Here is a 24555-nt window from a genome sequence, read left to right as displayed (position 1 = left end):
CTTGCTAACCCCTTAAGTGAGAGACGCGAGGGGTTCCAGCTTTCCAGTATTACCAAGCGGGAAGAGATCCCGCGCGCCGATCACGTCAAGGTTGTAGCCATGCCATTCGCGCTCGAAGTCAGTCAAAGCGTAACCGCCTACGCGGCACTTCTCCACTGGGATCAAGCTCATTAGAGCTGCATCGAGAACTCCACTTTCATCTCGGCACCCTTGTACTTCGCCGGCCAGCCGACGGAGGTAGTCTCGAGCGTTGTGAGCGGCTTCACCTGCCTGAACGCCGAGGTGACCAGACACAAGAATCCTGCGACCCAGCTGTTCAATTCTGGACAAGGCCCCATCGAGCATGTCGGGTGCCGAAGATGACAGGTAGGCGATGTGACCCACCAGGTTGTCCGATGTCAGCAGCAAGTCGAGTGCGGGCACGTCGATGTTCAGGGTGCTGACCGTGTGACCCGGATTGTGGAAGATGCGGATGAGCTTGCCGCCCCAGACCAGATCAAGCCCATCGTGGATCACTCTGTCTGGGCGCACGAAATGGCGCTCGACGTGGGACTCTCGCGTGCCCTGCGAGAAGTAGGTGTGCATGTGGTGAGCATGTGCGATGACTTCAGCGCCTTTGTAGAGGTGAAGGCCGCCCAGGTGATCGGACATGTAGTGGGTGACCACCACGGCGCGAACGCGTTTGCCCATACGGCCGCACAGGGTTTCAAACAGCAAATGCGAATCGTCTGCCCCCGCCAGCGTGTCCACCAAAATGGCTTCCTGCCCCGACACGAATGCCGTGGCGACCGAATGGTGGCTTTGTCCCACGAACACCAAGACATTCGGCGCCACTTCCTGCACCTGCATGCGAAATCCTTTCTGGTTCTTCCTGGAGGGGTGTTACCGGCTTTGGTGGAAGTTCACTTGCAACTATGTCGATCGGCAGCGATGGCGTCGACTACCTGTTGAGTCACGTTCACATGACACGGAACTGAACCGTCGACAGGCAGGCTTGACGTCGGAGGTAGTTGGCGGCGCAGTTTCGCCCCACGCATGATGAGCGTCTTTGGTACCTGGAGCGCCTATGCCCGCCTATGCTGTCGCCCTCATGCGAAGCGTCAACTGGAATGCCTCGATCATTGAATACATCCGGAAGATCACCAGAACACTGGAGCCACACAGCGGCAGATTTCTCGTCCACGGAGACAACCCGGTGGTCATGGATGGTGAGTTCACGGGGCACCTGGTCATGATTGAATTTCCCACCATGAAAAACGCCCGAGACTGGTACTTCTGCAAGGAATACCAAGAGATTCTTGCTATGCGTCGATACAACTCGGACAGTGCAGTCCTGCTTGTGGATGGCGTTGCCCCGGGGTATAGCGCGTCCGATCTCTTGAAGCGGTATTGAATACAGAGCGACGCGATTGCATTAGTTGGATTTGCCAGCGCCCTGTGCATGCTGACGCAGCAAATGCGATGTCTGCAGGTCAGTGGGATACCAGAGTTCGGTCCTGAGGCGTGCACCCATCGCGTCATGTGGCAAACCGCTGACCGTCTGGACTGCGCAGAAGCTCATCAACCCGAGCGGCGTTTCCAGGGTCACATCAAACGATGTGGCAACCGGTTCTTGTTGTGTCGGCAGCTTCAGCTTGCCATACCTCGCTTCGAGAGCGCTCTGAAGCGTGTCAACGCGGAGCTTCAGACCAGGTCGAGTCCACTGCTCTGTGCGGACTTGCGCGAGAAGCGCCCTGGCAATTTTTGCGGGCTCGTGCGCGCGAGAAAGCCAGCCGCGCGGGTCTGCCAGGGTGGCCAGCATATCGAGCTGCTCCTCTTGCCAGACGCCAGGCATCACAAGATCGCAAATCCAGCGACTCGCAGGATTTGCTTGGACGATGTACCAGTCACTGTTGAAGACGTGGCCCGGGTTTGGGTAATGCAGTTCCATCGTTCGCAAGGCCACTGAGTCGTTGCCTGTCATTCTGGAAGGCAGGCTGGCGTGGGGCAACAGGGGCGAATAGCCCCCGTTCAGCAGTGCGGCGTTCGCCAGGGAGGTGTTCCCCCCCAATTCTCGCAACCATGCAAGCAGCAGCCCGCGGCTCGGACGCGCTCTGTCGCGTTCAATGAAGTTGATGTGTCTCTGAGACACGTCCAGACGAAGCGCGAGTTCGAGTTGGGAGCAACCCGCATTGAGCCGGACCATTCGAAGCAACCCAGAAAGATTGGTCATCTTTCAACCTCCGCCGGCGGCACACCGCCACCGTAGTGGGCCGTATTCTCAGCTATTTAGCTGCATAATGCAACTATTGCATTTAGAAGGAAGTTTCTTGATCCGTGTCATCGAACAGGCGGCGTGATCGCTCCCAGACGCGGTGAGCAAGCTCGCGGAGGGTGGCTCGCTCTTGCGCGTTCAACTCGGCTAGCAATGTCCTTTCGGCTTCCAGGCTGAGGGGTACAAGCGTGTCATAGGCCGACTGCCCCGCAGGCGTCAACTGAAGCACGATCCGTCGTCGATCAGCCGGATCGATGTGGCGTTTAAGAAAGCCCAACGCATCAAGCTGACCCATTGCACGCGAGAGATTGACACTGTCCATTGCGGCTCGAAGTCCGATCTCTTTTGCCGTAATGGGTTGTAGCTCGCCGACGTGGGCCATCACGCGCCAGGCTGCTGGCGAAAGACCATAGCGGTCACGGCACAGCATGTGCATGCTGCCTCCCACGCGGTCGGTAATGCCCGCGAAGTGGTACAGCAAGCTGCGCTCCAGATGAAGGACTTTCGCACGCGGCGGTGAGGGCATGAATGTTGACTCCAAAGCAACAACTTCATTATGCAAGCAGTTGTTGCCCCGGACTTTCGATGTCCACGGTCAGCTGTGCTCGTACGAGCGTCTAAGCCTGCACAAGAGCAGCGATGTCCTCATTCAGTCTTTCGGTATGGGTCAGAAACAGGCCGTGTGGCGCATCCTCGTATACCGTGAGCTTTGCATTGCGAATCAACGAATAGGTTGGTTGGCCGGTCAGCGGGAATGGGAGTGACGCATCACGATCGCCTTGAACGATGGAGACCGGGAGTGCCAGCGCGCGGACCTCTGGGCGGAAATCGGTCGTGGTCATGATGCGGTTGCACTCGAGCAGCGCAGGCAGCGATGACTGCATCATGAGGGACTTCAGCCACTGCCTCATGCCCCGCGAGGTGGCGGGGATCACGAAAGGATCTTCGTTGTCGTCCACCCATTTCGCGTAGTCGGCAGCCATGGTTTGGCGAAGATGCTCGAAAACAGCGGCATCAACGCCTGCTGGGTTGTCGTGTGAGGACAGCAGGAATGGGGTACTGGGTGCCAGCAGCATCAATCGCTTGATGCGTCCCATACCGTGCCGGGTCAGATAGCGGACGCACTCGCCCGAACCGAACGAATAGCCTACAAGCGTCGCGTCCTGAACTGCCATCGCCGACAACACCGCCTCCATGTCGTCGGCAAGCGTGTCGTAGTCATAGCCACGTCCGCTGTCGTCAGAGCGTCCGTGCCCACGTCGGTCGTAGATCACACAACGCATTCCACGAGCCACCAGAGGCACGATCTGGTAGGCCCACATGTCCGATGGCAACGACCAACCGGCTGTCAGTATCACCGTGGGTCCCTGTCCATAGGATCGGCAGTAAAGCCGGGTGCCGTCGGCGGCGGTCACATGGTTGGTTCCCGGTTCGCGTTGGGCGGATTCCATTTCAGTACGCTCCTTGGGAACCAGAGCGCCATTGGGCATCGAGGCCACGCCACTCAAGCCAGGCCAGCAACAGCACGGCTGCGGCCTGCGCGAGAACGGCGGTACGCCCGATGGATGTGATGCCGTCGATCGAAAAGGCAAAAAACAAGCTTGCAAGCACCCACGCGATATTGCCAATCACGATCAGCAGCACGAGTGCGGCAATGGGGGGCTGCCTGACACCGGCCACCATCATCAGCAAAGCGCAGGGCATCAGCAGCAAACCCGCCCATTTCAACAGCGCTGGTGGCAGCCCAAGTAACGCCGCCAGGACTTGCGTCAACACCAGCAGTCCCAAGCCCATGGCTGCACAGGTAAAGGCATCAAAGATCAGTACCGCAGCCAGGCTTGGGCGAGGTGGCGCAGTGTCCAGTGTGGATGTGGCGTTGGTTGTAGAGGTCATGTTGAGTGCTTCAGGTTGGGTGGTGTTCTCGGAAGGATTTCATGGGGATGTTCAGCTGTGTGCTGTAGGGCGTCGACTACCTGTCAGGTCGCATTGGTCGCTGCGTGATCTGGCGGAGATGGAGAGTCAGCGCCGCGGCCGCTACCGTGAGCCCCATGCCGAATCCCCACCAGACTCCTGCGGGTCCGAACCCCAGCAGCTCTGACAGCACCCATGCGGCGGGGAGCGCAATACACCAGCAACAGGCGAGCGAAACGCGCGTTGGCCAACGGCTTTCGAGCAGCCCCCGCAATGCGCCCAGGCTTACGCTCTGAACGCCGTCAGCAACCTGCATGAGAGCCACAGAGACACACAGTGCAGCGGTGGTTGCGATCACGGCTTCGTCGACGCTGAACCAGCGCGCGACCTTGTGACCGCCCAACGCAAGCGCAACACCGGCCGTACCCATCCACGCGGCAGCCACCAGCAGGGCCGCCCGAGCAAGCGGCCAGCACGCCGCATGGTCACCGGCGCCTACTGCCTGTGCAATGCGCAGACCTGCGGCCGAGGCAATGCCCAGTGGCACCATGTACAGCAACATGGTTACCGACATCGTGATCTGATTTGCCGCCAATGCCACTGCACCAAACGCGCCGACCATCAGACCGGCGGCCGCATTTGCACCTGTTTCGAACAGGTACTGCAGGCCCATGGGCGCACCCTCTGTGTGCTGCCGTTTCAGGGCCTCGCGCCATGGCGCGGTCTCGTGAAACCACCGCCGCAACGCGGGGTGATGGTTCGCCAGCAGCACGAAACCAGCCGCAGCGCCAACGTTTGCCAGGAAGCTGCCGACACCCGCTCCGACCAGTCCGAAGGCCGGCAAACCGAAGCCACCTTGAACGAACCATGCACTGAGGCCAGCATTCAGCGGCACCGTGGCTGCCAGCACCGCCAACGCGATCCCGGGGCGGTCGATGGCGTCGAACAACTGCTTGTAGGCGAACAGCAGGGCCAGAGGAACGAGGGTCAGGGCCGACCAGAACCAGTAGCCGAACATGACCGCCAGCACGTCTTGAGGCTGGCCGAGCAATGGCAGCAACAGCCAGGCCACCCCCATCAGAGCGGCCGCTGAGAAGCCGGCTGCCAATGCAAAACGCCAACCGGCGCGTCGGTGGCTGGACACCGCCGCCTGCATTCCGGCGCCAAACGACTGCGCGGCCAGCATGCCTGTGGCGCTCATCAGCCCAAAGAGGGTCGCGATGAACACCAGCAATACAGACCCTGTCAGCGAGACCGCAGCCAGTGCCGCATGGCCCAGCGGCGCAACCACTGCGCTGTCCACCAGGCCCATCAGCGCACTGCAAACCAGCCCTGCGACGATGGGCAGCGCAAGGGTGACCAGTGAGTGCAGGTCACTCGCAAACTGGCTGGCCCCCGTGCGCCGCGCGCGGAATGTAGTCGCGTGCATGTCAGCTGGCCCGCATGTATCGATCCCAATAGCCCGCATCCGGTTCGATCTGCTGCACCACATCGACCCACAGGCCTGACGGGTCAGCAAATCCGAATCGGCGCTGCCCGAACGCTTCGTCGGTGAGTGGGTATCCCACTTGGCCGTCGCTTGCGATGAACCTGGCGTGCTCGAGGCCAGCGTCTTCCACCTGCAACTCAAAGCACATGCCTTTTCCAGAGAACGCCTCGGGCCCCGGCGGCGCCGAGGGGTGATCGGGCGTCATGAAGGCAATGGACATGCTGCCGTCTGTGGCGGTGAGCCAGACGAACCAGTCACTGTCGAAGCCCACCTCCAATTTCAGGTGCTGGACCCAGAAATCGCGGCAAGCATTCTTGTGGACGGTGACGATGATGGGGTATCGGTCGCTGAATCGCATCGAAAGCTCCTTGAATGTCGATTGGATAATAAGAAACAGACTGTCTGTTTCTTTAAAAATTCTCTCAACAAACAGGCAGTCTGTCTATTACTATCGAGGTCATGGCAACAAACCCTGAACGATCCGCGCTGACGCGATCAAGACTGCTGGGCGTCGCGCGCACGCTGTTCGCGCAGCACGGCTTTGCCTCCACCTCCACTGAAGCGATCCTTGCCGGTGCGGGCGTGCAAAGAGGCGCTCTTTACCATCACTTCGCCGACAAATCGGCGCTGTTCGAGGCGGTTTGCATTCAGCTTGTTGAGGAAGCGCTGCCGTGCGTGGAGGTCGCCACCGCCCGTGCGCGCGGCGCGCTTGACGCGCTGGAGCGTGGCTCGATAGCCTGGATCGAATTCGTGACGCGCGACGACGTTCGGCGCATCCTGCTTGTCGATGGCCCTACGGTGCTCGGCTGGCAACGCTGGCACCAGCTGGATGACCGGTTGAGCGTCAACGCATTGCGTGCGGCGTTGCGCGATGCCATGGCGTCCGGCGAGTTCACATTCGACGGCGATCCGGAACTGCTGACCACCATGATGAACGGGGCATTGAACGCTCTCGCTTTGCAGGTCGGCAACAGCGTTCGCGCCATCCCTGCGCGCCAATGGCACCGGGCGGTTCGCGGCTTCTGGCGATCTCTTGCTCGGTAGGCTTCTGGGGGATTGTTGAAAGCGACGCGGCGTCCGCTTTCATTGGTGCGCGGGGCGGGGATCGAACCCGCACACCCTTTCGGATACGGGATTTTAAGTCCCGGGCGTCTACCGATTTCGCCACCCGCGCAGGGCTGTCGGGCATGATACCTCGCGTGCAATCGAGTGCTTGACTTAAAATCCGTGGTCGCCGTAGCGCCTTGGCGGTTCGAGTCCGCCTCGAGGCACCAGGCTAGGTTTTTTCCGGTTTCGCCGGTACAGTGAGTTTCCATGACCCGATACAACGCGCCCTTTGAGATCCATGTGCACGGCGACGTTCCGCTGCGTGAAGACGTGGTCTTTGGCCAGATCCAGGACGCGCTCAAGCCCTTGTGGCAATACGCCGGCGCCAAGTCGCTGGCGGCTGCAGCCGAGAGCAGTTATGAAGACGAACCCGGCATCCGCTTCGACGCAGAAGCCCACGTGTTGCAGATCTGCTGGACGGTGCCGGGCGACGAGGATTTTCGCCAGGCCATTGAGGAGGCCTGCATGGGTCTCAACGAAATCGCCTCGGCCGGCGCGCCGCTGGAAGTGTCTTTCTACGATGCCGAGTACGACGAGGAAGACGAGTCGGCCGATGAGGAAGCACGAGACGACTTCCTGATGTGCTTCGTGGGCCCCACGCCCGCGGCCATCATGCAGGTGCAGCGCGACCTGCTGGTGCAGGACGTGCTGCATGTGATGGAGCGCCATTTCGATCAGTCCGAACTCGGTGACGTGGTGGCCTCGATCGACAAGCTGTTCTCCCAACGCTTTGACGCGCTGGTCAGCTCCATGCAGCTCGGCAAGCCGCCGCGCGGCTTTGGCGGCTCCTCCGGTCACGGCGGGCCGCGCAAGCCACGTCATTTGCACTGACGCGTCGCGCGGTCTCTCACTGCGGAGCGCGCGAGCATGGCCTTCTTCTCCACCGATGCCCTGAATCCCGGCGTGCGCAAGCGCGAGGTGTTCGGCTGGGCGATGTACGACTTCGCCAACTCGGGGTACACCACGGTGGTGATCACGGCGGTGTTTGCGGCGTACTTCGTGGGTGCGGTGGCCGGAGGCGCCGACTGGGCCACATTCGCCTGGACGGCGGCACTCAGCGTGTCGCATCTGATCGTGATGTTCACGATCCCGGCCATGGGAGCCTGGGCCGACCGTCATGCAGCGAAAAAGCGCCTGCTGATGATGACCACCGTGGGCTGCGTGCTGGCCACGGCCGCGCTCGGCCTGGTGGGCCCGGGGGCGGTGGTGCTGGGGGTGCTGCTGATCATTGTTTCAAACGTGTTTTTCGCCTGGGGCGAGTCGCTGGTGGCGTCTTTCCTCCCTGAGCTGGCGCGCGCGCAGGCCATGGGCCGGGTGAGCGGCTGGGGCTGGAGTCTGGGTTATGTGGGCGGCATGCTGGCGCTGGGCCTGTGCCTGGGCTATGTGCTGTGGGCGCAGGCCCAGGGACAGAAGGCGGAACAGTTTGTGCCGGTGACCATGCTGATCACGGCCGCAGTGTTCGGTGCCGCTGCGCTGTTCACGCTGGTATTGCTGCGTGAGCGCGCGCAACCGCAGGTGGGGGCTGTGGCTGCCGGCAGCTGGCGCGAGTCGCTTCGCCAGTTGCGGCGTACCTTTCAGCAGGCGCGCCGATACCGCGATTTCATGTGGCTGCTGGCCTGCGTGGCTGCTTATCAGGGAGGAGTGGCGGTGGCGATCACCCTGGCAGCCATCTACGCAGAGCAGGTGATCGGCTTCGTGCAGCAGGAAACCATGGTGCTCATCTTTGTGCTGAACATTGCGGCGGCGCTGGGTGCCCTGGCTTTTGGCTACTGGCAAGACCGCCTGGGCCACAAGCTCGCGCTGGGGATCACGCTGGTGGGATGGATGGCCACCTGCATCATCGCGGCGCTCACCACCAGCAAAGGCGGCTTCTGGTACGCCGCCGCCATTGCGGGCGTGTGCATGGGGTCGAGCCAGTCTTCAGGCCGAGCCATGGCCGGCATGCTCGCGCCGCCGGCCCAACTGGCGGAGTTCTTCGGCCTGTGGACTTTCGCGACGCGAGTGGCCAGCATCATCGGTCCGCTGAGTTATGGCGCCATCACCTGGATGACCGGGGGCAACCAGCGCCTGGCCATCGGCTTTACCGCCGTGCTGTTCCTGATTGGCCTGGCGCTGCTGATGCCGGTGAACATGGCGCGCGGGCGGGCGGCCGCACTGGGCGAGGCAGCCCCCACCCGCTGACGTTCAGACCGGCAGAGGGCATGCCATCACCTGCACGTTGAGCCAGCGCTGCGCGGCTTTCGTCAGCGCCTGCGTCGAACCGCTGGCGATCAGCACGGGTGGCATTGGGGCACCCTCCGCCCGGCTGGATTCACCCAGGATTTCGCGCGTTCGCCGTGCCACGGGTGCACCCGTATCCACCAGCGTGATCTGCGGGCCGCACAAGCGACTCAGAACGTCTGCGGCAAAGGGGTAGTGCGTGCAGCCCAGCACCAGCGTGTCCATCTCCGGCCCCGCCCGCTCGCGCAGCGTGTGCACGTTGCGTTCGCACAGGGCCAGGATGGCGGCGGCATCGTGCCTTTCAATGGCATCGGCCAGTCCGTCGCACGGTTGGCAACTGAAGTGCAGCGGGCGTGTGGCGGCCGAAACCTGTCGATCACGCAACTGAGCGAATCGTGCGCTGCCGAGCGTGCCACGCGTGGCCAGCACGCCGATGCGCCCGCTGCGGCTGCTCGCGGCAGCAGGCTTGAGCGCCGGTTCCACGCCCACGACCGGAAGGTCCGGATGGCTCTTGCGCAGATCGTCGATGGCGTGTGCGGTGGCCGTGTTGCAGGCCAGCACCAGCGCGTCGATGGCGTGGGCCTCGCGCAGGTAAGCGGTGATGCGTTGGGTGCGTGCTGAAACGTACGAGGCCGCGCGTTCGCCGTATGGCGCGTGTGCGCTGTCGGCCACATAAACGAAGCGGGTGCCCGGCAGTTCGGCGAGCAGGGCGCGCAGCACGCTCAGGCCGCCCACCCCGCTGTCGAACACGCCGACCGTCTTCAAGCTGCGGCGACGCTGATGCCCTTGAACTCGCCCGTGGCAATGCGCTTCTGCCACTCGGCCGGACCCGTGATGTGCGCACTGGTGCCGCCCGCATCCACCGCCACCGTCACCGGCATGTCGACCACGTCGAATTCGTAGATGGCCTCCATGCCCAGGTCTTCAAAGCCCACCACCTTCGCGTGCTTGATGGCTTTGGAAACCAGGTAGGCCGCGCCGCCCACGGCCATGAGGTAGGCGCTCTGGTGCTTCTTGATGGACTCGATGGCCACCGGGCCGCGCTCCGCCTTGCCGATCATGGCGATCAGTCCGGTCTGCGCCAGCATCATGTCGGTGAAACCGTCCATGCGTGTGGCGGTGGTGGGGCCCGCAGGCCCCACGGCTTCGTCGCGCACCGGGTCGACGGGGCCGACGTAGTAGATGACGCGGTTGGTGAAATCCACCGGCAGCTTTTCGCCTTTGGCGAGCATGTCCTGGATGCGCTTGTGTGCGGCGTCTCGGCCGGTGAGCATTTTGCCGTTGAGCAGCAGAGTCTGGCCGGGTTTCCAGCTCGCCACTTCGGCTTTGGTCAGCTTGTTCAGATCCACTCGCTGGCTCTTTTGCGTGTCGGGCACCCAGTTCACGTTGGGCCACAGGTCCAGGCTGGGCGCGTCCAGGTAGACCGGGCCGCTGCCGTCGAGCACGAAGTGGGCATGCCGTGTGGCCGCGCAGTTGGGAATCATGGCCACTGGCTTGCTGGCCGCGTGGGTCGGGTACATCTTGATCTTGATGTCGAGCACGGTGGTGAGCCCGCCCAGGCCCTGTGCGCCAATGCCCAGCGCGTTGACCTTCTCGTAGAGCTCCAGGCGCAGTTCTTCCACCTGGCTGAGCTTTTCGCCCTTGGCGGCTTTGGCCTGCAGCTCGTACATGTCGATGTCGTCCATCAGGCTTTCCTTGGCCATCAACACGGCTTTCTCAGCCGTGCCGCCGATGCCAATGCCCAGCATGCCCGGCGGGCACCAGCCTGCGCCCATGGTGGGCACGGTTTTCAGCACCCAGTCGACCACGGAATCGCCCGGGTTGAGCATGATCATCTTGCTCTTGTTCTCGCTGCCGCCGCCCTTCGCGGCCACCGTCACTTCTACGGTGTCGCCGGGCACGAGTTCGGTGAAGATCACGGCCGGCGTGTTGTCCTTCGTATTCTTGCGAGCGAACTGCGGATCGGCCACGACCGAGGCGCGCAGCTGGTTGTCGGGGTGGTTGTAGCCCTGGCGCACGCCTTCGTTGATGGCGTCTTCCAGGCTGCCGGCGAAGCCTTCGAGCCTCACGTTCATGCCCACCTTCAGGAACACGTTGACGATGCCCGTGTCCTGGCAGATCGGTCGGTGGCCCGTCGCGCTCATCTTGCTGTTGGTGAGGATCTGCGCGATGGCGTCTTTCGCAGCTTCACTCTGCTCGCGCTCGTACGCTCGCGCGAGGTGGGCGATGTAGTCGGCCGGGTGGTAGTAGCTGATGTACTGGAGGGCGGCGGCGATGCTCTCTACAAGGTCGTCGCGCTGGATCGTGGTCGTCATGGGGAGGACTGGGATGAGGTTGATGGAAGGCCGCTTGCCAGTGTAGCCAAGGCCCTCATGTTCAGCTGAGTGAACACCGGGTGGACACCGGTTGCGAATGCTGAACACCCAAGCACCCAGCGATCACGCAAGTCGTTGATTTTAAAGGCTTGTCAGGGCCTTTTGGACCGGCACGGCGCTTGCAGAGTCTTTCCCCACAAGGAGACCTGTCAGCGTGATGCTCGCCACCCTCGTTTTTTCAACCTTCGCCGCGGGATTCGTGGCGCCTGCACTCGTGCGCCGAGGCGTGACTCATGCTTTTGCGCTGGTGCCAGCGACGCTGTTTCTGGCATTTCTCTCGTGGTGGCCCGAGGTCACTGGGGGCGAGGTGATCCTGCAGCAGCACGCGTGGATTCCCAGCCTGGGCGTGAGCCTGTCGTTGCGCCTCGATGGCCTGTCGCTGCTGTTCGCGCTGCTCATCACCGGCATCGGCACCGGCATCTACCTGTACGCCGCGAGCTACCTGCGCGGGTCGACCGACCTGCCGCGATTCTTCGCCTTCCTCACGCTGTTCATGGGCGCCATGCTGGGCGCCGTGCTGGCCGACGACCTCATCGCGCTGCTGGTGTTCTGGGAGCTCACCAGCCTGACGTCTTTCCTGCTGATCGGCTACGAGCCGGAGAAGGCGGCGTCGCGGCGTGCGGCGCAGCAAGGGCTGTTGATCACCGTGGCGGGAGGCCTGTGCCTGCTGGCGGGCATCGTGCTGCTCGGCACGGCCGCCGGCTCGCTGCGCATCACGGACATCCTGGCCCAGGGACCCATGCTGCTTGGTCACCCGTTGACGCCAGCCATCATCGTGCTCGTGGCGCTGGGTGCTTTCGCGAAGTCCGCGCAGGCGCCGCTGCACGCCTGGCTGGCCAATGCCATGGCCGCGCCCACGCCGGTATCGGCGTTCCTGCATTCGGCCACCATGGTCAAGCTCGGGGTGTACCTGCTGGCGCGCATGAACCCCGCCCTGGGCGAGCATCCTCTCTGGAGCGCCTTGCTGGTGCCCGTGGGCCTGCTCACCATGGTTACCGGCACGCTGCTGGCCCTGCGCGCCAGCGACCTCAAGCGCGTGCTGGCCTATTCCACGGTGGTGTCGCTCGGCACGCTGGTCATGCTGATTGGCCTGCCACATCCCATGGCGGCCACTGCGGTGGTGACTTTCCTGCTGGCGCACGCGCTCTACAAGGCCAGCCTCTTCATGGTGGCGGGCATCGTGGACCACGCCACTGGCACACGCGACGCCTCGCGCCTGGGCGGACTGGCGCGCACCATGCCGGTCACCACGCTGGTGGTCGTGATGGCCGGGCTTTCCATGGCTGGGCTGCCGCCCTTCGTGGGTTTCATTGGCAAGGAACTGATCTACGAGGTCGCACTGGGTGGTTCCTGGTGGCCGCTGGCCGTGGCGTTGCTGGCCAATGTGTGCATGGTGGTGGTGGCAGGCGTGGTGGCAGGGCGTTGCTTCTTCGGCACCGCGCAGCCCACGCCGTCGGCGCCGCACGATCCCGGGGCCACCATGTGGGTTGGCCCAATGGTGTTGGCCGCGCTGGGCCTTCTGTTCGGCCTGATGCCTCAGTGGCCAGCCGCCTTGCTGGCGCCGGCCGCGAGCGCGGTGGCCGGCCATGGTGTGGAACTTCAACTATCGCTCTGGCACGGCTTCACGCCCATGCTGGCGCTCAGTGGCCTCACGCTGGCGCTGGGCGGGGTGGCGCTCGCGTGCTGGCCCGCGCTGCGTCGCCGCCTCGCGGGTTGTGCCTCCATCGACCGCTGGGGCACCGATGCCGCTTACGACCAAGCCATCCTCGGCCTGCAGCGCGTGGCCACCTGGCAGACGCGCCGCATCCAGACCGGCAGCCTGCGGCGTTACCTGGGCACCTTCTTTGCCTTTACCGCGATCTGTCTGTTGCTCACGCTGTGGCTGCGCGGTGGCTTCGCCGTGGCCTGGCCTGACTGGGATGAGGTCGGTCCCGAGGTGGCGCTGCCCCTGCTGCTGGTCCTGGCCAGTGCCGCCGTGCTGCGTGCTGCCAGCTTTATGGCAGGCATCGTCACCGCCGGCATGGTGGGCTTCCTGGTCGCGCTGACCTTCCTCTATCGGGGGGCTCCAGATCTGGCTTTCACGCAGTTCTCTGTCGAGGCGCTGGCCATCGTCATCCTGCTGGCCATCGTCGGGCGCATGCCGTTTCATGAGGTGGACCCGCGCCGCCGCAGTGAACGCCAGCGCGATGCGGTGATTGCTGCCGGCTTCGGGTTGGTTGCCACGCTGGTGCTGCTGGCCGTGGTCGCCACGCCGTTCGACGCCCGGCTGTCCGACTTCTTCCGGACCGCCAGCGTGCCCGAGGCGCATGGGCGCAACCTGGTCAACGTGATCATCGTGGACTTCCGCGCGCTGGACACACTGGGCGAGATCGCTGTGCTGGCGCTGGCCGCGCTGGCGGCGGCGGCCGTCATCTCCAGTGTTCGCGCTCGCCAGGCCGACGACCAGGAGTCGACATGAACCCGCTCATCCTTCGCGTATGTGGCCGGCTCGTGCTTCCCGTGGCGCTGGCCTTCTCGCTGTTTTTGCTCTGGCGCGGGCACAACGAGCCAGGCGGTGGATTCGTTGGCGGGCTCATGGCCGCGGCGGGCTTTGCCATCCACGCACTGCCGCGCGGTCGTGAGCGGTTGCTGCTCACGCTGCGACTCTCGCCGGGCGGCATCGCGGCGGTGGGCCTGATGCTGGCGGTCGCTTCTGGCTTGCCCGGCCTGCTGCTGGGCCAGCCCTTCCTCACGCACCAGTGGGCTGTGTGGGAGAGCGGCTTCGTCATTGGCACCGCGCTGCTGTTCGACATTGGCGTGTACCTCGCCGTGCTCGGCTCCGTGCTGGTGTTCCTCTCGCACTACCTGGACGACTGATCGATGGAATTCTTCTTCGTGCTGGCATTTGGCTTCATGGCCGCCATCGCCGCGTACCTGCTGATGTCGCGCAACGTACTGCGCATCGTGCTGGGCCTCTTGTTGCTGGGCAACACCGCCAATCTTTCCATCTTTGTTTCCGGCCGGCTGAGCTCGCGCGTGCCTCCGCTGGTGCCTGAGGGTGAAACGGTGATTGCCATCAGCGCCAACCCGCTGCCACAGGCTCTCATCCTCACCGCCATCGTGATCTCGTTCGCGCTGGTGGCCTATGCCGTGGTGCTGTTCGAGCAGGCGCACCAGCGTCTGGGCACGCTTGATACCGAAGCCATGCGCGAGGCGGAGCCGAAATGATCAGCCACCACTTGCTGCTTACCCTGCCGGTGGCTATACCGCTGGTCACGCTCGCGGTGTGTGCGCTGCTGCGCGGCCACCCGCTCACGCAGCGCGGCTTCAGCGTGGCGGGCAGCGTGGCCCTGCTCGTGGTGGCTGTGGCTCTGTTGATGGCGGTGTACGACGGCACCATCCTCGCCACCCAGTTCGGTGCATGGGCTGCGCCATTCGGCATCAGCTTCGTGGCCGACCTGCTGGCTGCGGTGATGGTGCTGGTGACGGCGGTGATGGCGGTGGCGATCTCGGTGTATGCGCTGGTGAACGGTGCGCGCGAACGCGAGCGCGCCTTCTTTCATCCGCTCTACCACGGCCTGCTGATGGGTGTTTGTGGCGCCTTCCTCACGGGCGACCTGTTCAACCTCTACGTGTGGTTCGAGATCATGCTGATTGCCTCGTTCGGTCTGCTGGTGGTCGGTGGCACGCGCGCACAGCTCGACGCCGGAGTCAAATACGTCACGCTCAACCTGGTGGCGACCACCCTGTTCCTGATGGCGGTGGGCTTTCTCTACGGCCTCACCGGCACGCTGAACATGGCCGACCTGGCACGCACCCTGCCGGGTGTAGAGAACCAGGGGCTGGTGACCACGCTGGCCGTGATGTTCCTGCTTGCCTTTGGCTCCAAGGCCGCTCTGTTCCCGCTCTTCTTCTGGCTCCCGGCGGCGTACCACACGGCCAGCGCGCCGGTGGTGGCGATCTTTGCGGCGCTCCTCACCAAGGTAGGCGTCTACGCCATCCTGCGCAGCTTCACGCTCATCTTTACGGGCGATGCCGGCTACACCGGGCCCATCATCGGCGCTGTGGCCGTGCTCACCATGGTCACGGGGGTGCTGGGCGCGGCTGCGCATTTCGACATTCGCCGCATCCTGTCCTTTCACATCATCAGCCAGATCGGCTACATGCTGGTTGGCATCGCGGTGGCCACGCCACTCGCGCTGGCCGGCTCGGTGCTCTACGTGGTGCATCACATCGTGGTCAAAGCGAACCTGTTCCTCATCGCCGGGGCCATGCGCCTCGCAGGCGGCAGCTACGACCTGAAGGGCATGGGCGGGCTGCACCGCAGCGCACCGCTGCTGGCGCTGCTGTTCGCCATTCCCGCGCTGTCGCTGGCGGGCGTGCCGCCGCTCTCGGGGTTCTGGGCCAAGTTCGTGGTCGTCAAGTCCAGCCTCGACGCTGGCCACACGGTGCTCGCTGGCGTGGCACTGGCGGTGGGCGTGCTCACGCTGTACTCCATGGTGAAGATATGGAACGAGGCGTTCTGGAAGGCCCCTGTGGCAGCGCTTGACGGACAGGCTGAGGCCTGGCGCGCGGCGCCCCGCACCCGTTGGGCCATGCTGGTGCCGGTGGCAGCCCTCGGGGCCATCACGCTGATCATCGGCCTGGCTACAGAGCCTTTCATCGACTTTTCACTGCGTGCGGCCGATCAGCTGTTGATGCCGCGCGCCTACATCGAGGCCGTGCTCGGCCAGGAGGTATCCCCATGATGAGATCGATCTGGAACTGGCTGGTGCTGGGTGGCCTGTTCATGCGGGAGCTGCTGCTCTCGGTGCACCAGGTGGCACTGACCGTGTTGCGCCCTGGGCGCACCTTGCGCAGCGGCATCGTGGCCATTCCGCTCACGGTGCGCAGCGACGCCGGCATTGCCATGCTGGCCAACATGGTCACGCTCACGCCGGGCACCACGAGCCTGCACGTGTCGTCCGATCGGCGCACGCTCTACGCCCATGTGATGAACCTCGAAGGCGATCCGGTGGCGCAGATCGTGGATGGATTCGAAGCCCGCGTCTGCGCCGCGCTGGGCGAGGAGAAACAGGCATGAACCTTCCCATCTGGGTACTGGCCATCACGGCCTTGTTGTTGCTGGTGGCGATGCTGCTGGCGGGCGTGCGCATCGTGCGCGGCCCGCATGCGGCCGACCGCGTGGTGGCGCTCGACATGCTCAGCCTGCTCGGTGTGGCGGCTGCGGCGCTGGCGGCGGTGGTGGCCGAGAGCCCGGCGTTCGTGGACATTGCGCTCGGCGTGGCGCTCATCGGTTTCCTGGCCACGGTGGCCTTTGCCGCCTTCATCGAACGCGGCTCGATCCGCGAGGAGGACTCGCCATGACGACCTGGCTCGCTTCTCTGTTGCTGATGGGCGGTGCGCTGGTGTGTCTGCTTGCGTCCACAGGAGTGTTGCGCCTTCAAGACTTTTTCATGCGCATGCATGCGGCCACCAAAGCCGGCGTCGTGGGCAGTGGTCTCGTGCTGCTGGGCGTGGCGGTGGCCGATGGCAGCCTGTCCACCTGGGTCAAGGTGGGCCTGGCCATCGTGTTTCTGCTGCTGACCACGCCGGTGGCTGGTCATCTGCTGGGCCGGGCTGCGTATGTGGGCGGTGCGCCCATGTGGGAAGGGACGGCGCAGGACAGCCTGGCGAAGGTGTTGCCGCGTGGGCGCTTTGGGGCCGAACACAGGGCGGTGCAACGTGTCGTGCTCGCGTTGACCGAAGGGCCTCGCATGGACCATGCCATGGACGAAGCACTGGAACTGGCCCGCCAGCACGGCGCGGAGCTGTGCGGCCTGGCCATCATCGATGCCCCGCGCCTGGCCAACGTGGGGCCGGTGTCCGCATGGGGCATCACCTACGCGCAGCGCATGCGCGATCGGCGCCTCATGCAGGCGCGCCTGACGGCCGCCGATGTGATCCAGCGCTTCGAGCAGAAGGCACTCCGGTCGGGCCTGACCTGGTCGGTGCGGGTGGAAGAGGGCCGCCCGCGCCGAGTGCTGCAGGGCATGGCCTCTGTGGGCACGGTGATTGCAGTGGCGCCTGAAGCCTGGTTCGACCAGGGGGTGCTGGAATTGCGGGTGGATGTGGTGCAGCGTCTGCGCTGGCGTGGCGCGGTGCCGCTCAAGCTGCTGGGGAATTGACAGCGCTGGTAAGGTCGGGTCTTCCCGTGCCAAGACCTTGCCGAATGCCGCTCGCCCGTTCCATGCTCGCCTGGTACCGCCGCCTGCCGCTGACCGTGCGCCTGCCCGCGGTGGTGGCGGTGATGATTTTTGCCGCCGCCATCGGCACCACCCAGGTGGCGCTGCACAGCGTTTCGCGCCAGTTTGAATCTCAGATGGCTCGCATTGGGCAGGTCTACCTCGACGGACTGTCTGCCGCGCTGGTGCCCGCGCTCGCCAAGGGTGACGCAGCTGCGGTTACCCGTGTGCTGGAGTTTTCCCTGGCAGTGACCGAGGGCGTCGAGGATCGGCGCCTGGCTGTGCTCGACGCCAGTGGCCAGGCGCTGGCGCAGGTTGAGCGGGCCGGCCTCGAAGGCATTCCCTGGCCGCAGGAGGCGCTCGGTATGGTGCAGGGCGCGCGGCTGGCCGATGACGACCAGAGCATATGGGTATGGCGCACCCTGGACGACTCGCACCGAGTGCTGGCCAACCTGGACGTGACCGCGTTCAGCGAGGAGCGCGAACAGCTGCGCTGGGGCCTGGTGCTGCTCGATCTGCTGGTGAGTTTGGTGTGTGCCTTGCTCGGGTTTCTGGTGGCGCGGCAGATGCAGCGCCCCGTGGCGCTGGTCACGCAGCATCTGCAGCAAGGGCTTGCGGTGCCCGAGTCGCTCATCCGGGCCAGCGACCCGGAGTCCGCTCGCCTCATGCGAGCGGTCAACCGCATGGCCGACGACGCCCGTGAGCGCGAGGCGATGCTTGCCTTGTTGTCCGAGCAGGAACGAGAGGCGGTACTTGGCCGGCTGACGGCCACGCTGGCGCATGAGGTGCGCAACCCGCTGGGCGGTATGGTCACCGCGGTGCAGACACTGCGCAAATTCGGCGATCAGCCGGAAGCGCGCCAGGACGCGCTTGATTTCATCGAGCGCGGAGTGCTTGCCTTGCGCGACGTGGTCGACGCGACTCTCAAGACCCACCGCCCCGGTGCCGGAGAGAGGCGCCTGCGCTTGCAGGATCTGCAGGATGTGCAACGCCTGGTGGCGGGCGATGCAGCGCAGCGCGGTGTGCTGGTGGAGTTCCATGCCGAGCCAGGTCTGTCCGACGAGCTGCCTCTGGCAGCCACGGAAGTGCGCCAGGTACTGCTGAACCTTCTGATCAACGCGGTGCGCGCCACGGGCCACGGTGGTCGCGTGCGGTTGACCGTGAAGCAAAGAGACCAGAACCTGGTACTGGAGGTGATCGACCAGGGCAGCGGCATGGCGCCCGACGTCGCGCGCAGTCTCATGCATGGCGAAACCCAGGCGGGACAGAGCGGGCTGGGCGTGGCGGTCATAGTGCGGCTGGTGCAGCAACTTCGCGGGCGGGTCGCGGTCGATGCACACTCGCAGGGCGGCACCCACATCACCTTGCACCTGCCGCTGGACGCCTTGGAATGATCGACATCCTGCTCATTGAAGACGACCGCGTGCTGGGCGGTGCCCTGGCGCAGCGCCTGCGCCTTGAAGGTTTCGCTGTCCGCTGGGCCGAGACCTTCGCCGAGGCCATGGACGCGTTGCGCTTGCGCCGGCCCGGCTTCGTTGTGTCCGACATTCGCCTGCCCGACGGCTCGGGCGAAGACCTTTATCGCCAGGCCATGCCATACCTTGGGGATACACCGGTTCTGTTCGTCACCGCTTTCGCCGACATTGGCCAGGCGGTGCGGTTGGTGCGCGCCGGTGCCGACGATTACCTGACCAAGCCCTACGACGTCGACGTGCTGGTGGCTCGCATACAGGCGCTCGCCTGCGAGCCACCCGCGGAAGCCGAACCCGTGTTTGGACTGTCCTCCGCGACCGTTGGCCTTGCACGCGACCTGCAGCGTCTGGCTTCGCGCAACCTGCCGGTGCTGCTGCGCGGCGAAACGGGTGTCGGCAAGGAAGTGGCAGCACGCCACATCCATGCAATGTCGCCAGCGGCCGCGCAGCCCTTTGTGGCTGTGAATTGCGGGGCGATAGCGCGCGAACTCATGGAGAGCCAGTTCTTTGGTCATGAGCGTGGCGCCTTCACCGGAGCGGTGTCGGCGCATGCCGGCTACTTCGAAGAAGTGGGGGAGGGCACGTTATTCCTCGACGAGATTGGTGAACTCGATGCGCGCCTGCAGACCAGCCTGCTGCGGGTGCTGCAGGACGGCGGGTTCCGACGGCTTGGTGGGCGAGGCGATCTGCGTTTTCGCGGCCGCATCATTGCAGCCACCAACGCCGACCTTCACGAACGCATCGCTCAACGTGAGTTTCGCGAAGACCTGTATTTCCGCCTGGCCGTCGTCGAGCTCACGATTCCCCCGTTGCGCCAGCGGCGCGACGAAATCGCGCCGCTGGCCGCTCGCTTCGTGCGCGAGGCCGCCGAACGCAACGGCATGCCAGGACTCAGGCTCGACGAGGCGGCGCTGGCGGCGCTGCTGGTTCATTCTTTGCCTGGCAATGTGCGGGAACTGCGCAACCGCATCGAGCGTGCTGCCGCGCTTGTGGATGGAGATCGGATCACGCCGTCGGACCTGTTTCCCGAACAGCGGCTGGACCTGGTGGCGCCAGTCACCCTCGCCGATGCACGCGAACAGGCGGAGCTGGACCAGATCGAGCACGCGCTGGCCCTGTCGGGTGGCCGGGTATCCGAGGCCGCGCGTCGCCTGGGCATATCGCGCACCACTTTGTGGAAACGTCGCCGCAAGAACACCGATAGCGAAGATGATTCGCGGCAAGGAGACCCTTCATGAGCCAGATTCCCACCCGCACCGAGCGCGACACCTTCGGTCCCATCGATGTGCCTGCCGACCGCCTCTGGGGCGCTCAGACGCAGCGCTCGCTGCAGAACTTCGACATCTCCGGCGAACGCCAGCCGCGCGAGATCATTCGGGCGCTCGCGCTGGTCAAACGCGCCTCGGCGGTGGTGAACCACGGGCTCGGTCTGCAGGACGAGAAGAAGACCCAGGCCATTGCGAATGCGGCCGATGAGGTGATCGCGGGGGAGCACGAAGGCGAGTTCCCGCTGGTGGTCTGGCAGACCGGTTCGGGCACGCAGACCAACATGAACCTCAATGAGGTGCTGGCCAACCGCGCGAGCGAACTGATGGGAGGTGAACGGGGCGAAGGTCGTCTCGTTCACCCGAACGACGATGTGAACCGCAGCCAGTCGAGCAACGACGTGTTCCCGACGGCGATGCACGTGGCTGCGGTCGAGGCGATCACGAGCGGCCTTCTGCCCGCGCTCGCCCTGCTGCGTGGCACGCTGGACAGAAAGGCCCGCGAGTTCTCGGACATCGTCAAGATCGGCCGCACGCACCTGCAGGACGCCACCCCCCTCACGCTGGGGCAGGAATTCTCGGGCTGGGTGGCACAGCTCACACATGGCGAGGCGCATGTGCGCGCAGCGCTCCCACACCTGTGTGAACTGGCGCTGGGTGGCACTGCAGTGGGCACGGGCTTGAACGCGCCCAAGGGTTACGCCGAGCAGGTGGCTGCCGAACTGGCGAAGCTCACCGGCCTGCCGTTTGTGACGGCGCCCAACAAGTTCGAGGCCATGGCCAGTGTCGATGCGCTGGTGCACGCGCACGGTGCGCTCAAGACCCTGGCCGCCAGCATGAACAAGATTGCCAACGACGTGCGCTGGCTGGCCAGCGGGCCGCGCAGTGGCATCGGTGAGCTCAGCATTCCCGAGAACGAGCCCGGCTCGTCCATCATGCCCGGCAAGGTGAACCCCACGCAGAGTGAGGCCGTGACCATGCTGTGTGCGCAGGTGCTGGGCAACGATGTCGCCATCAACATTGGCGGTGCATCGGGCAACTTCGAGCTCAACGTGTTTCGCCCGATGGTCGCGCACAACTTCCTGCAGAGCGTGCGCCTGCTGGCCGATGGCATGAAGAGCTTCAACGACCACTGCGCCGTGGGCATAGAGCCCAACCGTGCGCGCATCGCCGAGCTGGTGGACCGTTCACTGATGCTGGTGACCGCGCTCAACACCCACATCGGCTACGACAAGGCCGCGCAGATTGCGAAGAAGGCCCACAAGGAAGGCAGCAGTCTGCGCGAGGCGGCCATTGCCTCAGGCCATGTCACGGCCGAACAGTTTGACCTTTGGGTGCGGCCCGAGGACATGGTGGGCCGCTTGGGCACCACCTTGATCGCGGCGGCCGGCATGGGCCGCGTCAGTGACCCTTAGTGGCCTGCGATGAGCCGGCGCCGGACATCAGTTTGTCTGTGTAGGCAATCGCCATCGCACTCAGCAGGAAGACCACATGGATGATGGTCTGCCACTGGAGCACCTTCACGTCGTAGTTGGCCGCGTTGATGAAGGTCTTGAGCAGGTGAATGGAGCTGATGCCGATGATGGCGGTGGCCAGCTTTACCTTGAGCACCGAGGCGTTCACGTGGCTGAGCCATTCAGGCTGGTCGGGGTGGTTCTCCAGGTGCATGCGGCTCACGAAGGTTTCGTAGCCGCCAACGATCACCATGATCAGCAGGTTGGAGATCATGACCACGTCGATCAGTGCCAGCACCACCAGCATGATGATGGTTTCGTTCAGCCCGGTGAGCTGCACGTCGCTCTTGTAGCCGATGCTGGTGACCAGCTGGGCCAGCGCAGCGTCGTTGCCGAAGGCGGCTTCGATCAGGTGTACCAGCTCCACCCAGAAATGGAACACGTAGATGCCCTGCGCGGCGATCAGGCCGATGTAGAGCGGCAACTGCAGCCAGCGGCTGGCGAAAATCAGATTGGGCAGGGCGCGCACGGAGGCGGGCGGTTTGACGGGTTCGGTCATGGACGGAGGGGTGGTTGGCAAAGCCGGAATGGGCGAACGCGGGGTGGCCGTATTGTAGGTGCGGGTCTGGTCGTATATTCGGGTTTCCCCCCGGCAGAGCGGCACCATGTAAGTGGCTCGTAAGAGCCTTTGCGCACAGTCGCCGGCTGTCAAGCATCCGACAACACCATCCAGGAGACAAGCTCATGTCAGCGCCTTCGTCGTCGATCGAATCCACCTTGGTTGAAAACCGTGTCTTCGAGCCCACCGAAGCCACCGTGAAGGCCGCCCGTGTGTCGGGCATGGCGGCCTACCACGCGCTGTGCGCCGAGGCGGACAAGGATTTTGAAGGATTCTGGGCGCGCCTGGCGCGCGAGACGCTCACCTGGCACAAGCCCTTTACCAAAACACTGGACAGCTCCCAGGCGCCTTTTTACAAGTGGTTCGAGGATGGCGAACTCAACGCCTCCTACAACTGTCTGGACCGCCACATGGGCACGCCTGTGGAGAACAAGACGGCCATCATCTTTGAGGCCGATGACGGCGCGGTGACCAAGGTCACCTACAAGGAACTGCTGGCGAAGGTCTCGCGGTTTGCCAATGCGCTGAAGGCGCGCGGCGTGAAGAAGGGCGACCGTGTGGTGATCTACATGCCCATGACGGTCGAAGGCGTGGTGGCCATGCAGGCCTGCGCGCGCATTGGTGCCACGCACAGCGTGGTTTTCGGCGGCTTCTCGGCCAAGGCCTTGCAGGAGCGCATTCAGGACGCCGGTGCCGTGGCGGTGATCACCGCCAATTACCAGTTGCGCGGCGGCAAGGAGCTGCCGCTGAAGTCCATCGTGGACGACGGCATCGCCATGGGTGGCTGCGACTCGATCAAGAACGTCATCGTGTACCAGCGCACGGCCACCGCCTGCAATATGGTGGCCGGACGCGACAGCTTCCTGCACGAGGTGATGGCCAGCGAGTCGGAGGTGTGCCCCGCCGAGATGGTGAGTGCGGAGCATCCGCTGTTCGTGCTCTACACCTCGGGGTCTACCGGCAAGCCCAAGGGTGTGCAGCACAGCACCGGCGGATACCTGCTGTGGGCTCACCTCACCATGAACTGGACCTTCGACCTGAAGCCAGTGGACATCTTCTGGTGCACGGCCGACATTGGCTGGATCACCGGCCACACCTATGTGGCCTACGGCCCGCTGGCCGCAGGGGCCACGCAGATCGTGTTTGAAGGCGTGCCCACCTACCCGAACGCGGGTCGTTTCTGGCAAATGATAGAGAAACACAAGTGCACGATCTTCTACACCGCGCCCACCGCCATCCGCTCGCTGATCAAGGCCGCCGAGGGCGATGAAAAGGTGCACCCGGCGCGCTCGGACCTCTCCAGCCTGCGCCTGCTGGGTTCGGTGGGCGAACCCATCAACCCCGAAGCCTGGATGTGGTACTACAAACACGTGGGCGGCGAGCGTTGCCCCATCGTGGACACCTTCTGGCAGACCGAAACTGGCGGCCACATGATCACGCCGCTTCCCGGCGCCACGCCTCTGGTGCCGGGTTCCTGCACGCTGCCCCTGCCCGGCATTGCGGCCGCCATCGTGGACGAGGCTGGCGTCGATGTGCCCAACGGCGCGGGCGGCATTCTGGTGGTGAAGAAGCCCTGGCCATCCATGATCCGCACCATCTGGGGCGATCCCGAGCGCTTCAAGAAGAGCTACTTTCCGGACGAGCTCAAGGGCTACTACCTGGCCGGAGATGGCGCCGTGCGCAGCGCCGACCGCGGCTATTTCCGCATCACCGGTCGCATCGACGATGTGCTCAATGTGTCGGGTCACCGCATGGGCACGATGGAGATCGAATCGGCCCTGGTGGGCAAGACCGATCTGGTCGCCGAAGCGGCGGTGGTGGGCCGCCCCGACGATCTGACCGGCGAAGCCATCGTGGCCTTCGTGGTGCTCAAGCGCTCGCGCCCCACCGGCGACGAGGCCAAGGCCATTGCGAAGGAACTGCGCGACTGGGTCGGCAAGGAGATCGGCCCCATTGCCAAGCCCAAGGACATCCGGTTTGGCGACAACCTGCCCAAGACCCGCAGCGGCAAGATCATGCGGCGCCTGCTGCGCTCCATCGCCAAGGGCGAGGCCATCACCCAGGACACCTCCACACTGGAGAACCCGGCGATCCTGGATCAGTTGTCTGAAAACAACTGAGCAACGTGCTCGCCCAACAAAAAACCCGCTGGGCAACCAGCGGGTTTTTTGTTGAAGGCGCCGAAG

The 24555-nt window shown here is 64.4% G+C and carries 25 protein-coding genes and 1 tRNA gene; 15 read left to right on the top strand and 11 right to left on the bottom strand.

Annotated features, from left to right (window positions below):
- Nucleotides 1-12: 12 nt before the first annotated feature.
- On the bottom strand, nucleotides 13-849 hold the full coding sequence (locus tag CAP37_RS09630) for an MBL fold metallo-hydrolase (RefSeq protein WP_086123964.1): 837 nt from the start codon (nucleotides 847-849) through the stop codon (nucleotides 13-15).
- A gap of 217 nt (nucleotides 850-1066) precedes the next feature.
- Between CAP37_RS09630 and CAP37_RS09625 the strand changes: the two genes are divergently transcribed.
- Nucleotides 1067-1393, top strand: coding sequence for a DUF1330 domain-containing protein (locus tag CAP37_RS09625; protein ID WP_086123963.1), 327 nt, complete (start codon nucleotides 1067-1069; stop codon nucleotides 1391-1393).
- A gap of 21 nt (nucleotides 1394-1414) precedes the next feature.
- Here the strand turns inward: CAP37_RS09625 and CAP37_RS09620 are convergent, their stop codons facing one another.
- The 6 genes from CAP37_RS09620 to CAP37_RS09595 form a co-directional block, all read right to left on the bottom strand.
- Nucleotides 1415-2212: a helix-turn-helix transcriptional regulator gene (locus CAP37_RS09620; RefSeq protein WP_086123962.1), complete on the bottom strand. Its 798-nt coding sequence runs from the start codon at nucleotides 2210-2212 to the stop codon at nucleotides 1415-1417.
- Between the two features lie 82 nt (nucleotides 2213-2294).
- Complete coding sequence (locus CAP37_RS09615) at nucleotides 2295-2735, bottom strand: MarR family winged helix-turn-helix transcriptional regulator (RefSeq protein ID WP_218776841.1); 441 nt, start codon at nucleotides 2733-2735, stop codon at nucleotides 2295-2297.
- A 136-nt stretch (nucleotides 2736-2871) separates the two neighbouring features.
- Complete coding sequence (locus CAP37_RS09610; protein ID WP_179190177.1) at nucleotides 2872-3705, bottom strand: alpha/beta fold hydrolase; 834 nt, start codon at nucleotides 3703-3705, stop codon at nucleotides 2872-2874.
- A 1-nt stretch (nucleotide 3706) separates the two neighbouring features.
- Entirely contained in the window at nucleotides 3707-4147 is a 441-nt protein-coding gene (locus CAP37_RS21530) for a hypothetical protein (RefSeq protein ID WP_143435921.1), read from the bottom strand.
- A gap of 76 nt (nucleotides 4148-4223) precedes the next feature.
- Nucleotides 4224-5594, bottom strand: a complete 1371-nt coding sequence (locus tag CAP37_RS09600; RefSeq protein ID WP_218776840.1) for an MATE family efflux transporter — start codon at nucleotides 5592-5594, stop codon at nucleotides 4224-4226.
- 1 nt (nucleotide 5595) lies between these two features.
- On the bottom strand, nucleotides 5596-6012 hold the full coding sequence (locus CAP37_RS09595) for a VOC family protein (protein ID WP_086123957.1): 417 nt from the start codon (nucleotides 6010-6012) through the stop codon (nucleotides 5596-5598).
- 101 nt (nucleotides 6013-6113) lie between these two features.
- On the opposite strand from CAP37_RS09595, the gene CAP37_RS09590 reads away from it, so the two are divergent.
- Complete coding sequence (locus tag CAP37_RS09590; RefSeq protein WP_086123956.1) at nucleotides 6114-6698, top strand: TetR/AcrR family transcriptional regulator; 585 nt, start codon at nucleotides 6114-6116, stop codon at nucleotides 6696-6698.
- A 43-nt stretch (nucleotides 6699-6741) separates the two neighbouring features.
- On the opposite strand, the gene CAP37_RS09585 is transcribed toward CAP37_RS09590, so the two are convergent.
- Nucleotides 6742-6828 (bottom strand) — tRNA-Leu (locus CAP37_RS09585).
- Between the two features lie 140 nt (nucleotides 6829-6968).
- Here CAP37_RS09585 and CAP37_RS09575 point away from each other — a divergent pair.
- Nucleotides 6969-7592 (top strand): DUF6806 family protein, encoded by a 624-nt coding sequence (locus tag CAP37_RS09575; RefSeq protein ID WP_086123955.1) that lies wholly within the window; start codon nucleotides 6969-6971, stop codon nucleotides 7590-7592.
- Between the two features lie 36 nt (nucleotides 7593-7628).
- On the top strand, nucleotides 7629-8942 hold the full coding sequence (locus tag CAP37_RS09570) for an MFS transporter (protein WP_086123954.1): 1314 nt from the start codon (nucleotides 7629-7631) through the stop codon (nucleotides 8940-8942).
- Between the two features lie 3 nt (nucleotides 8943-8945).
- On the opposite strand, the gene murI is transcribed toward CAP37_RS09570, so the two are convergent.
- Both murI and CAP37_RS09560 read right to left on the bottom strand, forming a co-directional pair.
- Entirely contained in the window at nucleotides 8946-9746 is an 801-nt protein-coding gene (gene murI / locus CAP37_RS09565; RefSeq protein ID WP_256926923.1) for a glutamate racemase, read from the bottom strand.
- The gene (locus tag CAP37_RS09560; RefSeq protein WP_086123952.1) at nucleotides 9743-11296 is read right to left on the bottom strand and encodes a fumarate hydratase; all 1554 of its coding nucleotides are present in this window, start codon (nucleotides 11294-11296) and stop codon (nucleotides 9743-9745) included. Before CAP37_RS09560 ends, murI begins: the two co-directional genes overlap by 4 nt.
- 217 nt (nucleotides 11297-11513) lie before the next feature.
- Here CAP37_RS09560 and mbhE point away from each other — a divergent pair, with 217 nt between their 5' ends.
- The 10 genes from mbhE to fumC are packed head-to-tail and all read left to right on the top strand — an operon-like array spanning nucleotide 11514 to nucleotide 21711.
- Nucleotides 11514-13814, top strand: coding sequence for a hydrogen gas-evolving membrane-bound hydrogenase subunit E (gene mbhE / locus CAP37_RS09555; RefSeq protein WP_086123951.1), 2301 nt, complete (start codon nucleotides 11514-11516; stop codon nucleotides 13812-13814).
- The gene (locus CAP37_RS09550; RefSeq protein ID WP_086123950.1) at nucleotides 13811-14212 is read left to right on the top strand and encodes an MnhB domain-containing protein; all 402 of its coding nucleotides are present in this window, start codon (nucleotides 13811-13813) and stop codon (nucleotides 14210-14212) included. Before mbhE ends, CAP37_RS09550 begins: the two co-directional genes overlap by 4 nt.
- 3 nt (nucleotides 14213-14215) lie before the next feature.
- Nucleotides 14216-14563 (top strand): NADH-quinone oxidoreductase subunit K, encoded by a 348-nt coding sequence (locus tag CAP37_RS09545; RefSeq protein ID WP_086123949.1) that lies wholly within the window; start codon nucleotides 14216-14218, stop codon nucleotides 14561-14563.
- On the top strand, nucleotides 14560-16083 hold the full coding sequence (locus CAP37_RS09540; protein WP_086123948.1) for a Na+/H+ antiporter subunit D: 1524 nt from the start codon (nucleotides 14560-14562) through the stop codon (nucleotides 16081-16083). Before CAP37_RS09545 ends, CAP37_RS09540 begins: the two co-directional genes overlap by 4 nt.
- Nucleotides 16080-16418 (top strand): Na+/H+ antiporter subunit E, encoded by a 339-nt coding sequence (locus CAP37_RS09535; protein WP_086123947.1) that lies wholly within the window; start codon nucleotides 16080-16082, stop codon nucleotides 16416-16418. Before CAP37_RS09540 ends, CAP37_RS09535 begins: the two co-directional genes overlap by 4 nt.
- Complete coding sequence (locus tag CAP37_RS09530; RefSeq protein ID WP_086123946.1) at nucleotides 16415-16702, top strand: monovalent cation/H+ antiporter complex subunit F; 288 nt, start codon at nucleotides 16415-16417, stop codon at nucleotides 16700-16702. Before CAP37_RS09535 ends, CAP37_RS09530 begins: the two co-directional genes overlap by 4 nt.
- On the top strand, nucleotides 16699-17502 hold the full coding sequence (gene mnhG, locus CAP37_RS09525; RefSeq protein WP_086123945.1) for a monovalent cation/H(+) antiporter subunit G: 804 nt from the start codon (nucleotides 16699-16701) through the stop codon (nucleotides 17500-17502). Before CAP37_RS09530 ends, mnhG begins: the two co-directional genes overlap by 4 nt.
- Before the next feature lie 44 nt (nucleotides 17503-17546).
- Complete coding sequence (locus tag CAP37_RS09520; protein ID WP_086123944.1) at nucleotides 17547-18953, top strand: HAMP domain-containing sensor histidine kinase; 1407 nt, start codon at nucleotides 17547-17549, stop codon at nucleotides 18951-18953.
- On the top strand, nucleotides 18950-20269 hold the full coding sequence (locus tag CAP37_RS09515; protein WP_086123943.1) for a sigma-54 dependent transcriptional regulator: 1320 nt from the start codon (nucleotides 18950-18952) through the stop codon (nucleotides 20267-20269). The genes CAP37_RS09520 and CAP37_RS09515 overlap by 4 nt, the downstream gene beginning before the upstream one ends.
- Nucleotides 20266-21711, top strand: a complete 1446-nt coding sequence (gene fumC / locus CAP37_RS09510; protein WP_086123942.1) for a class II fumarate hydratase — start codon at nucleotides 20266-20268, stop codon at nucleotides 21709-21711. Before CAP37_RS09515 ends, fumC begins: the two co-directional genes overlap by 4 nt.
- Here fumC and CAP37_RS09505 read toward each other — a convergent pair.
- Nucleotides 21698-22309, bottom strand: coding sequence for a YqhA family protein (locus CAP37_RS09505; protein ID WP_086123941.1), 612 nt, complete (start codon nucleotides 22307-22309; stop codon nucleotides 21698-21700). The two genes, fumC and CAP37_RS09505, sit on opposite strands and share 14 nt — an antisense overlap.
- A 185-nt stretch (nucleotides 22310-22494) precedes the next feature.
- On the opposite strand from CAP37_RS09505, the gene acs reads away from it, so the two are divergent.
- Nucleotides 22495-24489, top strand: coding sequence for an acetate--CoA ligase (gene acs / locus CAP37_RS09500; RefSeq protein ID WP_086123940.1), 1995 nt, complete (start codon nucleotides 22495-22497; stop codon nucleotides 24487-24489).
- The last annotated feature ends 66 nt before the right edge of the window (nucleotides 24490-24555 follow it).

This window comes from Hydrogenophaga sp. IBVHS1 (genome assembly GCF_002127265.1).
Taxonomy (GTDB): domain Bacteria; phylum Pseudomonadota; class Gammaproteobacteria; order Burkholderiales; family Burkholderiaceae_C; genus Hydrogenophaga.
The sequence above is the reverse complement of the archived record's forward strand: the minus strand, read 5'-3'. Positions and strand labels throughout refer to the sequence as shown.